General features: G+C 72.2%; 13 protein-coding genes. 5 read left to right on the top strand and 8 right to left on the bottom strand.

Annotation, left to right across the window (positions count from 1 at the left end; genetic code table 11):
- Window positions 1-4: 4 nt before the first annotated feature.
- Complete coding sequence (locus ACERUN_RS02440; RefSeq protein ID WP_370288068.1) at window positions 5-901, bottom strand: diiron oxygenase; 897 nt, start codon at window positions 899-901, stop codon at window positions 5-7.
- A gap of 66 nt (window positions 902-967) precedes the next feature.
- Here ACERUN_RS02440 and ACERUN_RS02435 point away from each other — a divergent pair, with 66 nt between their 5' ends.
- The 3 genes from ACERUN_RS02435 (at window position 968) to ACERUN_RS02425 (ending at window position 3300) form a co-directional block, all read left to right on the top strand.
- Window positions 968-1654: a TetR/AcrR family transcriptional regulator gene (locus ACERUN_RS02435; RefSeq protein ID WP_370288067.1), complete on the top strand. Its 687-nt coding sequence runs from the start codon at window positions 968-970 to the stop codon at window positions 1652-1654.
- Window positions 1651-1971: a DUF4873 domain-containing protein gene (locus ACERUN_RS02430; RefSeq protein ID WP_370288066.1), complete on the top strand. Its 321-nt coding sequence runs from the start codon at window positions 1651-1653 to the stop codon at window positions 1969-1971. The genes ACERUN_RS02435 and ACERUN_RS02430 overlap by 4 nt, the downstream gene beginning before the upstream one ends.
- A gap of 114 nt (window positions 1972-2085) precedes the next feature.
- Window positions 2086-3300 carry a benzoate/H(+) symporter BenE family transporter gene (locus tag ACERUN_RS02425; protein WP_370288065.1) on the top strand — a complete coding sequence of 405 codons (1215 nt, stop codon included), beginning with the start codon at window positions 2086-2088 and terminating at the stop codon, window positions 3298-3300.
- 26 nt (window positions 3301-3326) lie between these two features.
- On the opposite strand, the gene ACERUN_RS02420 is transcribed toward ACERUN_RS02425, so the two are convergent.
- The gene (locus ACERUN_RS02420) at window positions 3327-4541 is read right to left on the bottom strand and encodes a SpoIID/LytB domain-containing protein (RefSeq protein ID WP_370288063.1); all 1215 of its coding nucleotides are present in this window, start codon (window positions 4539-4541) and stop codon (window positions 3327-3329) included.
- A 130-nt stretch (window positions 4542-4671) separates the two neighbouring features.
- Between ACERUN_RS02420 and valS the strand changes: the two genes are divergently transcribed.
- A complete protein-coding gene (gene valS, locus ACERUN_RS02415; RefSeq protein WP_370288062.1) occupies window positions 4672-7293 on the top strand; it encodes a valine--tRNA ligase in 2622 nt (873 codons plus the stop codon).
- 119 nt (window positions 7294-7412) lie between these two features.
- Entirely contained in the window at window positions 7413-8069 is a 657-nt protein-coding gene (locus tag ACERUN_RS02410; RefSeq protein ID WP_370288061.1) for a hypothetical protein, read from the top strand.
- Window positions 8070-8157: 88 nt separating this feature from the next.
- Here the strand turns inward: ACERUN_RS02410 and clpX are convergent, their stop codons facing one another.
- The 6 genes from clpX to ACERUN_RS02380 all read right to left on the bottom strand — a co-directional run bounded on the left by clpX (window position 8158) and on the right by ACERUN_RS02380 (window position 13096).
- Window positions 8158-9450 carry an ATP-dependent Clp protease ATP-binding subunit ClpX gene (clpX, locus tag ACERUN_RS02405; protein ID WP_370288060.1) on the bottom strand — a complete coding sequence of 431 codons (1293 nt, stop codon included), beginning with the start codon at window positions 9448-9450 and terminating at the stop codon, window positions 8158-8160.
- A gap of 126 nt (window positions 9451-9576) precedes the next feature.
- Complete coding sequence (locus ACERUN_RS02400) at window positions 9577-10182, bottom strand: ATP-dependent Clp protease proteolytic subunit (protein WP_370288059.1); 606 nt, start codon at window positions 10180-10182, stop codon at window positions 9577-9579.
- Between the two features lie 2 nt (window positions 10183-10184).
- Entirely contained in the window at window positions 10185-10790 is a 606-nt protein-coding gene (locus ACERUN_RS02395) for an ATP-dependent Clp protease proteolytic subunit (protein WP_370288101.1), read from the bottom strand.
- Between the two features lie 124 nt (window positions 10791-10914).
- The gene (locus ACERUN_RS02390) at window positions 10915-11265 is read right to left on the bottom strand and encodes a hypothetical protein (protein WP_370288058.1); all 351 of its coding nucleotides are present in this window, start codon (window positions 11263-11265) and stop codon (window positions 10915-10917) included.
- Window positions 11266-11336: 71 nt separating this feature from the next.
- A complete protein-coding gene (locus ACERUN_RS02385; protein ID WP_370288057.1) occupies window positions 11337-11810 on the bottom strand; it encodes a hypothetical protein in 474 nt (157 codons plus the stop codon).
- Between the two features lie 68 nt (window positions 11811-11878).
- A complete protein-coding gene (locus ACERUN_RS02380) occupies window positions 11879-13096 on the bottom strand; it encodes a lipase family alpha/beta hydrolase (RefSeq protein ID WP_370288056.1) in 1218 nt (405 codons plus the stop codon).
- Window positions 13097-13220: the final 124 nt, after the last annotated feature.

The raw sequence follows: 13220 nt of genomic DNA, 5'->3' as shown, positions 1-13220 counted from the left end.
GCGGTCAGGGCATCAGGAAGGACGCCCGCCAGATCTTGCGGTGGCGCTCGGCGACGAGTCCCTGCTCGGCGAGGAAGGGCACGACCTTCTCCCCCATCCAGGCGATGGTCGCGCGGTAGTGCTCGTTGCCGAGCGCCACCCGGCGCGCCTCGGCGGGATCGAGACCGACCGCGGCGTAGGCGTCAGGGTGCACGAGCGAGCGCATCGTGCAGTAGCCGATGCGCGCGGTGATCGACTGGTGCCAGCGCAGCTCGGTGCGGCCCATCGGGCGCGCCGTGGCCTGGGCCAGCTCCTCGCGGGCGAACGTCACGTGGCGCGCCTCCTCGGTGACGTGGATGCGCGCCACCATCCGCGCGAGCGGCTGGACGCGCTCGTCGCGCGCGAGCTCACGCTGCCAGCGGTCGACCGGCTCCTCCCCGATGAGGATGCCGGCGTAGGCGCTGGGGCCGTACAGCGCGACCTGACCGAGGCGTCCGATGCGCTTCATGGCCGGTCGGGGCCCGTAGGCCGGCACCCCCATCGCGGCCACGGCGCGGCCGAACATCACCGCGTGCCGGGTCTCGTCGCCCACCTCGGTGAGCGCGAAGTGGGTGCGCGCGTCGCGCGGATCGCCGGCGTACACCTGGCGCAGCAGCAGCTGCATGAGCACGACCTCGAACCAGATGCCGACGCTCGCGATGCTGGCCAGCTCGTGGGCCGAGAGGGTGATGCGCTGCTCGGGGGTGAGCCGGTCCCACAGCGGCGTGCCGTAGAGCGACATCCGCTCCGGCTGCATCCACCACAGCCCGGGCACCGGCGGGGCGTCCCAGTCGATGTCGATGTCGGGGTCGTAGGACTGACGTGCTGCCGAGCGCAGCAGCCGCTCGGTCGCGCGCTCGCGGGCCGGTTCGGTGACGGTCATGGTCCCTCCCAGGACGATCGAAGTTAGGTATTACCTCCGGTAACGCATAACGCTACTCTGTGCCTCATGGCAGGAGTCAAGAGCGACGGGCGCACCACCCGCTGGGACCAGCACCGGGCCGAGAGACGAGCCGAGCTGGTGGCCGCCGCGGTGCGCGCCATCGACACCCTCGGCACCGAGGCGTCGGTGGCCGACATCGCGGCCGAGGCGGGGGTGAGCAAGCCCGTGCTCTACCGCTACTTCTCCGACAAGGACGAGCTGCACGCCGCGGTCGGCTCCTGGGCGGCCGACCTCCTGCTCCAGCGCATCGTCGAGGCGGTCACCGCACCGGCCGCGGCCCGTGATCGCGTCACCGCCGGCGTGGCCGCCTACGTCGACACCCTCGCCGAGCACCCCGCGGCCTTCCTCCTGCTCACCGCCCCGCGCACCGGTGGCGGCGACCCCCTCGCCGACGGCCGCACCCGCATCGCCGCCAAGTTCACCCGGATCCTCGGCGAGGTCCTGCGCGACCTGGGCGGCGACGCGGGCGCCGCGGAGCCGTGGGCGCACTCGCTGGTGGGCATGGGCGACGCCGTGGGCCGCTGGTGGCTCGAGCGCCGCACGCTCAGCCGGGGCGCTGCCGTGCGCTACCTCGCCGACCTCATCTGGCACGGCCTGGCGGGTGCGCTCGCCGAGCACGGCGTCGACCTCACCGCCTTCGGCGACGACTCCGTCGTCGTCCACCTGCTGCCCCGCGAGGAGGACACCCCGTGAGCGCCGAGCCCGTCGCGGTCACCCCCGGCACCAGCGAGCACGAGCCGGAGGAGAGCTACTCCGGCCCGGCGATCGTCGTCCACGAGGGCGGGGAGGTGGCGGTGCGCGTGGTGCTGCGCGGCCTCTTCCAGCCCCTCGACGGCCGCTTCCACTGGTACGGCCGCGTGGACGACGCGGGCGCGCTCACCGGTGCCGGCATCCGCAGCGGCGCCGAGGTCGTGCTGCGCACCCCCCACGGCGAGGCACCCGCGCGACTCAACGACCCTGACCCGTGGGGTCGCCTGCGCGTCGGAGCCCTGGGCGCTCCGCCGTTCTGACCCGCTCCGACCTCCTCCTGACGCCGCGCGCCCGCGCCGGCGAGCCCGCTCACGACCACTAGGTTGGTCGCCGACCCCGCGAGAGGCGGGGAGCGGCAGAACGAGGAGCACCGGGTGAGCAGCATCCCCCCGCAGCCGGCCGCACCGGTCGCATCCGCGGACGGCGCCGGCGCCGGTCACAGCCCGGTGCTGGCCGGCGTCATCACGGCCGTGGTGGGCTTCAGCAGCTCGTTCGTGGTGGTGCTCGCGGGCCTGGCCGCGGTGGGCGCCACCTCCGCGCAGGCGGCCTCGGGGCTCGCCACGCTCTGCGCCGCCCAGGCCTCCGGCATGCTCTGGCTGACGCTGCGCCACCGGATCCCGATCTCCCTGGCCTGGTCGACCCCGGGCGCCGCCCTGCTCGCCACCACCGGCGGGGTCGCCGGGGGCTGGTCCGCCGCGGTGGGCGCCTTCGTGGGCACCGGCGTGCTCATCGTGCTCACCGCCCTCGTGCCCCGGCTGGGCGATCTCGTCGCCGCGATCCCGGTGAGCCTCGCGCGAGCCATGCTGGCCGGCGTCCTGCTGCCGCTGTGCATCGCGCCGGTCACCGCGCTGGTCGACTCCCCCGCCGCAGTGGCGCCGGTGGTGCTCACCTGGCTGGTGCTGCTGCGCCCCGCACCGCGCTGGGCCGTGCCCGGCGCCCTCGCCGTGGCGCTGGCCACCGTGCTGCTGAGCTCCCACGTGCCCGCCGACGCCCTCGTCCCCACCCTGTCGTGGACGACGCCCGCCTGGTCGACCTCCGCGATGGTGGGCCTGGCCCTGCCGCTCTACGTGGTCACGATGGCCTCGCAGAACGTGCCGGGAGTCGCGGTGATGCGCGGGTTCGGCTTCAGCGTGCCCTGGCGCGAGACCCTCACCGTCACCGGGTTGGCCACGATCGCGGGCGCGCCTTCGGGTGGCCACGCCGTCAACCTCGCCGCGATCACCGCGGCGCTCTCGGCGGGCCCGACCGCGGCAGCCGACCGCGAGCGGCGCTGGATCGCCGCCGTCACCGCCGCCGGGGTCTACCTCGCCCTCGCCGTCGCCAGCAGCGGGCTGGCGGCCATGGTGGCCGCCGCACCCGACGGCCTCATGCAGGCCGCCGCCGGCCTGGCGCTGCTCGGCACCTTCGCCGCCTCGCTGGCCGACGCGCTGGCCGAGACCGCCGACCGGGAGGCGGTGGCAGCGACCCTCGTGGTCGCCGCCTCGGGAGTCACGGTGCTCGGCATCGGCGCCGCGTTCTGGGCGCTCGTGGCCGGGCTCGTCGTCCGCGCGGTGCTGCGGGCCGGGCGCCCGCGCCGCGCCGCCGCCTGAGGCGCGGCCCCTCCCGACCCGACGGGTCAGCCGCGTCGGAACATCGTCGAGCGCAGGCCGAACACGCTGCGGAAGCGGTCGGCGGTGAGCGTGGTGTCGGCGCTGGCGCCGTCGAGCACGACGCTCGTGGCCCGCCCGCCCTGCGCGGCGTCGTTGGTGACCCGGATATCGAGCAGGTCGCCGATCGCGGGGTAGGCGGCCTCGACCTTCGCGGCCGACAGCGAGACGCTCCAGGCTCGGTAGGGGTTGCCCGACCAGAGGTCCCACGGGTCGCGTCGCGCCACCAGGTAGGGCTGGGTGCCCGCGGTCGACCAACCGCCGTTGCTGGCGCTGAACTGCGAGAAGATCACCCGCCCGCCCGAGACCCGCACGACGCCCCTGGTGGCGGCCACCGCCTGGTCGGACGCCGGGTGCTCGGCGTCCACGCCCCGGTAGACCTGGCACAGCGAGGTGTCGCAGAGCTGGTAGGGCCGGGTGCCGGTGTAGTTGCGTCGCTCGTAGACGGCGTAGGTGCGCGCCGCCACCGCCTGGGCCCGCACGGCCTGGGGGTGCCAGAGGGCCGGCACCTCGGCCGGCACCACGCCGCGCAGGTAGTCCTCGAGCGCGACGATGTTGACGCTGCGTCGGCCCTCGGAGGTGACGACGGAGCGGAGCCGTCCGCGGTAGGTGGCGGTGCTGCCGCCCGGCAGGTAGAGCCGGATCGGGCCGGTCGCGAGGAACTCGGTCTGACCAGGCACGGTGCCGAGCGTCACCCAGCCCGAACGGCCCTTGAGGATCACCTGCAGGCGGGTGCTCGTGGTGCCCAGCGGCACCACCCGCCAGCGCACGGCGTTCGCGCGGTTCAGCGTGTAGAGGCGGTTGGTCTTCAGGCTGCGCAGCTTCAGACCGCTGCGCGGGCCGACGATGAGGTCGTTGTCGGTGTCCTTGGTGAGCAGCACCGCGAGGATGTCGCTCACCCGGGTGCTGGTGGTGCCCGGGTAGTAGAAGTCGAGGATCTGGTTGGCGGTGCGGCCGAGGTTGCGCGCGGCGTTCTGGGCGCCGTACTGCGACAGGCCGCGCCCGTGACCGAAGCCCGCACCGGTGATGGTGAAGGACGTCGGCCCCGCGGCGTGCGCGGGCGCGACCCCCGGCCCCACGGGCACGAGCACGGCGCCCGCTGCGGCGAGGGCAGCGGTGGCGAGGGCGGTGGCGAGGCGACGAGGCCTCCTGGCGAGCGGCAGGCTTTCCCGGATCCGGCGCATCGGCCGAGACTAACCCGGATCCGAGCGGCCCCACACCCCTCCGAACGGTCCGATCCCGAGGCTCGTGGACGACGTCCGCGAGCGGCCTCGCTGCAGGTCGCGGGCGGGGTGCGAACTAGGATTCGTGCCCATGAGCGAGACCGCAGAGCAGCACACCCCGGACACCCGTGCCGACGGCGGCGCGGTGGCCGTACCGGAGAAGCCTGCCCTCGAGGGTCTCGAGGCCAAGTGGGCCGAGCGGTGGAAGGCCGACGACACCTACGGCTTCGACCGCACCCAGCCGCGCGACAACGTCTACGCCATCGACACCCCGCCGCCCACGGTGAGCGGCAGCCTGCACGTGGGGCACGTGTTCTCCTACACCCACACCGACCTCATCGCCCGGTTCCAGCGCATGCAGGGCAAGTCGGTGTTCTACCCGATGGGTTGGGACGACAACGGCCTGCCCACCGAGCGCCGCGTGCAGAACTACTTCGGCGTGCGCTGCGACCCCTCGCTGCCGTTCGACCCCGACTTCACCCCGCCGCAGAAGCCGGACCCCAAGCGCCAGGTGCCCATCAGCCGCCCCAACTTCATCGCCCTGTGCGAGCAGCTGGTCGAGCAGGACGAGAAGGTCTTCGAGGACCTCTGGCGCACCCTCGGCCTCTCGGTCGACTGGAACACGACCTACACCACGATCGGTCAGCACGCGCAGACCGTGAGCCAGCGCGCCTTCCTGCGCAACCTGGCCCGCGGGGAGGCCTACCTGCAGGAGGCCCCCACCCTGTGGGACGTCACCTTCCAGACCGCGGTGGCGCAGGCCGAGCTCGAGGCGCGCGACTACGCCGGCGCCTACCACCGCGTCGCCTTCCACCGCCCCGACGGGCAGAAGGTGTTCATCGAGACCACCCGACCCGAGCTCATCCCCTCGGTCGTCGCCCTCATCGCCCACCCGGACGACGAGCGGTACCAGCCGCTCTTCGGCACCACGGTCACCTCACCGCTGTTCGGCGTCGAGGTCCCCGTGCTGGCCCACCCGGCCGCCGAGAAGGACAAGGGCGCGGGCATCGCGATGTGCTGCACCTTCGGTGACCTCACCGACGTCCAGTGGTGGCGCGAGCTGCAGCTGCCCGTGCGCACCGTCATCGGGCGCGACGGCCGCTTCACCCGCGAGCTGCCGGAGTGGCTCACCGGCGAGGCCGCAGCCGCAGCCTTCGAGCCCCTGCACGGCAAGACCGTGCACTCGGCGCGCGAGAGCGTCGTGGCGCAGCTCAAGGAGAGCGGCGACCTCGACGGCGAACCCCAGCCCACCCAGCGCATGGCGAACTTCTACGAGAAGGGCGACAAGCCCCTCGAGATCGTCTCCACCCGCCAGTGGTACATCCGCAACGGCGGCCGCGACGCCGGCGTGCGCGAGCAGATGATCGCCCGCGGCGGGGAGATCGAGTGGCTACCGCCGCACATGCGCCACCGCTACGACAACTGGGTCGGCGGCCTCAACGGCGACTGGCTGATCTCGCGCCAGCGCTTCTTCGGCATCCCCTTCCCGGTCTGGTACCCCCTCGACGCCGAGGGCGAGCCCGACTACGACCGCCTGCTCCTGCCCACCGAGGCCGAGCTGCCGATCGACCCCTCCACACAGGCGCCGGCCGGCTACACCGAGGAGCAGCGCGGCAAGCCCGGCGGCTTCATCGGCGACCCCGACGTCATGGACACCTGGGCCACCTCCTCGCTCACCCCGCACATCGCCGGCGGCTGGGAGTCCGACCCCGACCTGTGGTCGCGCGTCTTCCCGATGGACCTGTGCACCCACGCCCACGACATCATCCGCACCTGGCTGTTCGGTCGCGTCGTGCGCGCGCACTTCGAGAACGGCGCCGCGCCCTGGACCCACGCGATGATCTCGGGCTTCATCGTCGACCCCGACCGCAAGAAGATGTCGAAGTCCAAGGGCAACGTCGTCGTGCCCAACGAGATCCTCGACAAGTACGGCGCGGACGCCGTGCGCTGGCGCGCCGCGATCGCCCGCCCCGGGCTCGACTCCCCCTTCGACGAGACCCAGATGAAGGTCGGGCGCCGCCTGGCGATGAAGGTGCTCAACGCCTCCAAGTTCGTGCTCGGCAGCGTGGGCGCGGTCGACTTCGCGCCCTCGCGGGTCAGCCAGCCGGTCGACGTCGCGCTGCTCGGGCGGCTGGCGGGCGTCGTCCGCAGGGCGACGGAGGCGTTCGAGGCCTACGACTACACCACGGCGCTCGAGGTCAGCGAGAAGTTCTTCTGGGAGTTCTGCGACGACTACCTCGAGCTGGTCAAGGAGCGCGCCTACGCCGCCGAGGGCGACGCCGCCGACTCCGCCCGCTCCACCCTCGCCCTCGCCCTGCAGGTGCAGCTGCGCCTGCTCGCCCCCTTCCTCCCCTACGTCACCGAGGAGGTCTGGTCGTGGTGGCAGGAGGGCTCGGTGCACCGCGCGGCGTGGCCGGTCGTCAACGAGCTCGGCTCGGCGGCGGCGGCCGACGGCTCCGCGATCGACGCGGTCGCGGCTGCGCTGGGCGGTCTGCGCGGGGCCAAGTCCAAGGCCAAGGTCACCATGAAGACCCCGCTCGCGCGAGCCGAGGTGCGGGGGCCGGAGAAGGCCGTGCGTGCCGCCGAGTCGGCCGCCGCCGACCTGGTCGCGGCCGGCAAGATCACCGGCGACCTCGTGTTCACCGTCGTCGACGACGCCGCTGAGATCAGCGTGGACGCCGAGATCGCGCCCGCCGAGGACACCGCCGGCTGACGCGCAGCACCACCCGCTCGACTCAGGCCGGGACCGACGATCCCCTGTGAGGTTCGTCCGGTCCCGGCCTGACGCATTCCGAGGACGCGCGACCTCACTCACCTTTAGCCTTCCTTAGCGTGAGTGACACCTTCATCGAGGCTCCCGCCGAGCCCGCCGACAACAAGCTCCAGATCGTCGCTGCTCTGCTGCTGGGTCTGGCCGCCACCTTCACCGCCCTCTCGGCCTACAACGCCGCGCTCAAGGACGGTGAGGCCTTGCAGGGCTACACGAACTCGACGCGCACCCTGAACGACGCGAACGCCTTCTACGCCCAGGGCAACACCACCGCGGCGCAGGACCAGCAGCTGTTCGTGGCGTACGCGACGGCCACGCAGGAGGGCAACGCCGACCTCAGCGAGTACCTGACGACGCTCATGAGCGAGAACCTCCAGGCCGCGGTCGACTGGTGGCAGAACTCCGACGAGGCCATCACGCCCTTCGACACCGACGCCGAGGACAACCCCTACGCGATCGAGGACTTCGCCACCGCGGCCGGCCTCGAGGAGGACGCCAAGAAGTTCTACGCCGACGGCGCGGCGGCCGACGACAACGGCGACAAGTACGAGCTCTCGACCGTGCTCATGGCGCTGACGCTGTTCTTCGGCGGTATCTCCACGCTGTTCAGCCGCCGCAAGGTCGCGGTGAGCCTGCTGGCCCTGGGCACGGTCACCCTGGTGCTGGGCGGCATCCAGTTCGCCTCCGGCGTGGCGGACTTCAAGTTCCTGCCGCTCTGAGGCGCCCACCTGTCCCGCACGACGACGCCCCCTCCGCCGCTGGCGGAGGGGGCGTCGTCGTCTGTGCGTGAGCGTGAGCCGGGCGCGATCAGGCCGACTTCTTCTTCGGCTTCGTCTCGCGCAGCACCAGCTGCGGCGGCACGTCGTCGTTGACCGTCTCGGCCGTGACGACGACCTTCTCGACGTCGCCGCGGCTGGGCACGTCGTACATGACGTAGAGGAGCACTTCCTCGATGATCGCGCGCAGGCCGCGAGCACCGGTGCCCCGCTCGAGGGCCTTGTCGGCGATGGCGGCGATCGCCTCGTCGGTGAACTCCAGCTCGACGCCGTCGAGCTCGAAGAGCTTCTGGTACTGCTTGACCAGCGCGTTGCGGGGCTCGGTGAGGATCTGGACGAGCGCGGCCTGGTCGAGCGGGCTGACGCTGGCGATGAGCGGCAGGCGACCGATGAACTCGGGGATCAGGCCGAACTTCGCGAGGTCCTCGGGGCGCACGTGCTGCAGGAGGTCGTCGGCGTTGCGCTCGGCCTCGCCGCGCGGCGCGGCGGTGAAGCCGAGGGACTTCTTGCCCACCCGCTGCTCGATGATGTGCTCGAGGCCCGCGAAGGCACCACCCACCACGAAGAGGATGTTCGTGGTGTCGATCTGGATGAACTCCTGGTGCGGGTGCTTGCGACCGCCCTGGGGCGGCACCGAGGCGGTCGTGCCCTCGATGATCTTCAGCAGCGCCTGCTGGACGCCCTCGCCGGAGACGTCGCGCGTGATCGAGGGGTTCTCGGCCTTGCGGGCCACCTTGTCGATCTCGTCGATGTAGATGATGCCCGTCTCGGCCTTCTTGACGTCGTAGTCGGCGGCCTGGATGAGCTTGAGGAGGATGTTCTCGACGTCCTCGCCGACATAACCGGCCTCGGTGAGCGCGGTGGCGTCGGCGATCGCGAACGGCACGTTGAGCATGCGGGCCAGGGTCTGGGCCAGGTAGGTCTTGCCGCATCCGGTGGGACCGATGACGAGGATGTTGGACTTGGCGACCTCGACGACCTCGTCCTTGGTGTGCTTGCCGCGGTCGGCGCCGACACCGGGCTGGACGCCGGCCTGGACGCGCTTGTAGTGGTTGTAGACCGCGACGGCGAGGGACTTCTTCGCCTGCTCCTGGCCGATCACGTAGGAGTTGAGGAACTCGAAGATCTCCTTGGGCTTCGGCAGGTCGGCGAGCTCGACCTCCGTGCCCTCGGCGAGCTCCTCCTCGATGATCTCGTTGCACAGGTCGATGCACTCGTCGCAGATGTACACCCCCGGGCCTGCGATGAGCTTCTTGACCTGCTTCTGGCTCTTGCCGCAGAACGAGCACTTGAGCAGGTCGCCACCGTCACCGATGCGTGCCACGGATCCTCCTTGCGATGTGAACCCACCGACCGTACCCCGTGACCCGCTCGGTTGGGAGCGGGACACGGGGACGCGGGTTCGACGTCTCTACTTGGTACTTCGATGACCTATCGGCCGGGACGAGGCTCAGACGAGGGCCGGCGTCTTCAGGGACTGCAGGATCGAGTCGATCAGGCCGTACTCGATGGCCTCGGGCGCGGTGAGGATCTTGTCGCGCTCGATGTCGCGGCTGACCTCCTCGATCGGCTTGCCGGAGTGGTCGCTGATCATGCGCTCGAGCATCTCGCGCATGCGCAGGATCTCGTTGGCCTGGATCTCGATGTCGGAGGTCTGGCCGAAGGTGCCCTCGGTGTAGGGCTGGTGGATCAGGATGCGGCTGTTGGGCAGCGCCAGGCGCTTGCCCTTGGCGCCCGCGCCGAGCAGGATCGCGGCGGCCGAGGCGGCCTGGCCGATGCACACCGTCTGCACGTCGGGCTTGATGAACTGGATGGTGTCGTAGATCGCCGCGAGCGCGGTGATGGAGCCGCCGGGGCTGTTGATGTAGATGCTGATGTCCTGGTCGGGGTTCATCGACTGCAGGCACAGCAGCTGGGCGATGACGGCGTTGGCGACGTCGTCGGAGATCGGGGTGCCGAGGTAGATGATGCGGTCCTCGAACAGCTTGGCGTAGGGGTCGATGCGGCGGAACCCGTAGGAGGTCCGCTCCTCCCACTGCGGGATGTAGTAGTTCATGTTCAGTCCTTCTTGTGGGCCGGGCGGCCCTCGTCGGACGCCTCGCGGGCGCTGGTGATGACCTGGTCGACGAGGCCGTAGTCGAGGGCCTCCTTGGCGGTGAACCAGCGGTCGCGGTCGGCGTCCTCGGTGACCTGCTCGACGCTCTGGCCGGTGTGCTCGGAGATGAGCTCGAGCAGCACCTTCTTGATGTGCAGCGACTGCTGGGCCTGGATCTTGATGTCGGAGGCCGAGCCGCCCATGCCGGACGACGGCTGGTGCATCATGATGCGCGCGTGCGGCAGGGCGTAGCGCTTGCCCTTGGCGCCGGCGCAGAGGAGGAACTGGCCCATGGAGGCGGCCAGGCCCATGCCCACCGTGGCGACGTCGTTGGGGATGTAGTTCATGGTGTCGTAGATCGCCATGCCGGCGTCGACCGATCCGCCGGGGCTGTTGATGTGGAGGAAGATGTCGGCCTCGGGGTCCTCCGCCGAGAGCAGCAGCAGCTGCGCGCAGATCGCGTTGGCGTTCTGGTCGCGCACCTCCGAACCGAGGAACACGATCCGCTCGCGCAGCAAGCGACCGTAGATGTTGTCGTCGAGCAGGTTGAGCCCGCCGCCACCGTTCATCTCGTGCCCACCGGGGCCACCGCGAAGATTCTGAGTCACATTGCGACCCTAGCCGCCCGGCCCGACAGATCCACGCGATCCGGGCCCTGTTCGCCGACAGCAGACAGGGGGCGTCCGGCGCGACTCACAGGGCGTAGAGCAGGGCCGGCGGCCCGACGACGAGGACGAGCAGCGCCGCCGTGGCGAGGACGGGTCCGGCCGGGCGCCGGGCGAGGGCCAGGGCCAGGGAGGCGAGCACGAGACCGATCGCTCCCGGGATGCCGACGAGGATCGCGAAGAAGTAGCCGATGCCGTCCAGCGGGTCGTCCCCCGTCGAGGTGGCACTGCCGATGATGCCCAGCACTGCCAGGGCGACCTCCCCGATCGCGATCACGAGCGCGATCGCGGCCACTACCCGGGTCACGATCGCTCGGGTGCGCCCGGCGTCGTCCGAGGTCGGCTGGAGGGGTCGGGGGCCGGCGGGATCGATGGTCATGGCGTCAGTGTGACGCCTCGCGGCTCGCGGCTCGCGGCGGCGGAGGCCTGCGGGTCGCCGTGGCGCAGCGCTCAGGCCGTGAGCGCGAGGTAGGAGAACCAGACCACGAAGGCGAGCGGGGGGAAGCAGACCGCGGCACCCGAGATCGAGGCGGCGATCGCCGCCGGTCGACGGCTCCTCGCGACGAACGCCGGGACGGCTGCCACGACCGCGATCACACCGGGCAGACCGATCCACAGCGCAGCGCCGCGGTCGACGTCGCGCCAGGAGGGGTCCTGCACCTCGGAGAACAGCATCACCACGAAGAACGTGAGCCCCACGTAGGCCATCCCCAAGCCGGTCGACACGGCGGCGACGGTGATCGCGACGACTCCCGGACCGGCCGGGTGGTGCACCGGCTCGCGAGCGGCCGCGAAGTGCGGCAGGTCGGCGGGGTACGGCGTGTTCCACGGCCCACCAGCCGGGCCAGGCGGGCCGGGGGCGCCGGGGGCGCCGGGCGGGGGTGGCGGGAACCCGCCGTGGTCGCGACGCTCGTCGGGGTGCATGGCTGCACCTTCCCCCGCTACCCGTCGAGCCAACCGTCGAGCCAACCGTCGACCAGGGCGCCGAGCGATCAGCCCGCCCGCGACCGATCCACGGCGGGCCTGCTGCTCGGCTCGGCGAGCCAGCGCAGGAGCGGCTGGGCGACATCGGGGTGGTTGAGCAGGTCGAAGTGGCCCGCGCGCGGCACGTGGATGCGATCGGCGAGCGGGAAGAGCTCGCGCCCGCGGGGGTCGATGCCGAAGGCCGAGTCGGGCGTGACCAGCAGGTCGCCCAGCGTGCGGGCGACCGGGTGGCGGGGGTGGGCGGTGAGGCTGCCGGCCACGAGGCGGTAGCGCAGACCGGAGATCTCGGGCGGGACCTCCGCCAGGCCCAGCTGGAGGTCGCGGATGCCGATCGAGCGACGGTCGATGAAGGTGCCGAAGGCGCGCGACTCCGGCAGTCGACCCAGCGCGCGGGTGCCGCGGTCGGCGGTGCGCGCCAGCGGAGCACCCAGATGCGGGGTGCCGAGGGTGACGACGTCGCTGACGAGGTCGACCCACGAGCGGCGTCCCCCGAGCTCGGCGCGCACGGCGAGGGCGGTGCGGGCGATCAGCCCGCCCATCGAGTGACCGACGATGGCGAGACGCTCGACCGGCACCGGCCACTCGTCGACGATCCGCTGCAGGAGCGCGGCCAGGGCCACGCCGTTGGGCCGCACGCCGAGCCCGGTGTTGGCGCGCAGCAGCACCGGCGTCCACCCCGCCTCGGCCAGCTGCTCGGGGTAGGTCGTGCCGCGTTCGGCGCGCCCGCGCGCCCAGTGGCCCTCGTGCTCGCACAACCCGTGCAGCAGGACGACGACCTGCCCGCTCGCGTCGGGGAAGGCGCGGGTGAGTGCCGGCCGGGTGGGCTCGATGTCGCGCTCCCCCACCCGCACCGCCATGCGGATCGCCAGCGCCGGGCGCTCGCGTGCCAGCTCCTCGCCGATGAGGCCGTTGACGGCCGAGCTGAGGAAGCGCCCCGCAGGGTGCGACTCCAGGGCGGGCCCGCGCCCGCTCCGGGCCGCCTTGGCCAGGCCGCGGCTCGCCCCGCGCAGGCCGACGCCGAGCGCGCCGTACACGCCGCTCGCGATGCCGCGGTGCACCACCTCGGCCGGGCGCCCGGCGGGGCCGGTGCCGAGGCGCACCACGCCGTGCACGCGGCGCGAGATCGCGTCGTGGGTGTCGCGCGCGGTGGCGACCAGCAGGTCATCGGCGACGGCGGTGGCGAGCGCCAGGGCGTCGAGCACGGTGGGCGTGGTCTCGGAGGTCACCCGACGATGATAGACGATTCAGTGAACAGTCGTACACCGAAGGCGCTCGGGGTCGCCATGCACAGCGGCGCGCACGCGGGGGGGGGGGGCCGGTGGACGGTGAGCGGGTGGGGCGCGGGGGGGG

The sequence above is a fragment of the Nocardioides sp. genome (assembly GCF_964229035.1).
GTDB lineage: Bacteria > Actinomycetota > Actinomycetes > Propionibacteriales > Nocardioidaceae > Nocardioides.
The sequence above is the reverse complement of the archived record's forward strand: the minus strand, read 5'-3'. Positions and strand labels throughout refer to the sequence as shown.

Bases quoted from the DNA above. Each gene is read 5' to 3' on its own strand.
- ACERUN_RS02385 (WP_370288057.1), bottom strand. From the start codon at position 11,810: ATGCACCCCGACGAGCGTCGCGACCACGGCGGGTTCCCGCCACCCCCG.
- ACERUN_RS02400 (WP_370288059.1), bottom strand. From the start codon at position 10,182: ATGAACTACTACATCCCGCAGTGGGAGGAGCGGACCTCCTACGGGTTC.
- ACERUN_RS02440 (WP_370288068.1), bottom strand. From the start codon at position 901: ATGACCGTCACCGAACCGGCCCGCGAGCGCGCGACCGAGCGGCTGCTG.
- ACERUN_RS02390 (WP_370288058.1), bottom strand. From the start codon at position 11,265: ATGACCATCGATCCCGCCGGCCCCCGACCCCTCCAGCCGACCTCGGAC.
- ACERUN_RS02435 (WP_370288067.1), top strand. From the start codon at position 968: ATGGCAGGAGTCAAGAGCGACGGGCGCACCACCCGCTGGGACCAGCAC.
- ACERUN_RS02420 (WP_370288063.1), bottom strand. From the start codon at position 4,541: ATGCGCCGGATCCGGGAAAGCCTGCCGCTCGCCAGGAGGCCTCGTCGC.
- valS (WP_370288062.1), top strand. From the start codon at position 4,672: ATGAGCGAGACCGCAGAGCAGCACACCCCGGACACCCGTGCCGACGGC.
- ACERUN_RS02395 (WP_370288101.1), bottom strand. From the start codon at position 10,790: ATGAACGGTGGCGGCGGGCTCAACCTGCTCGACGACAACATCTACGGT.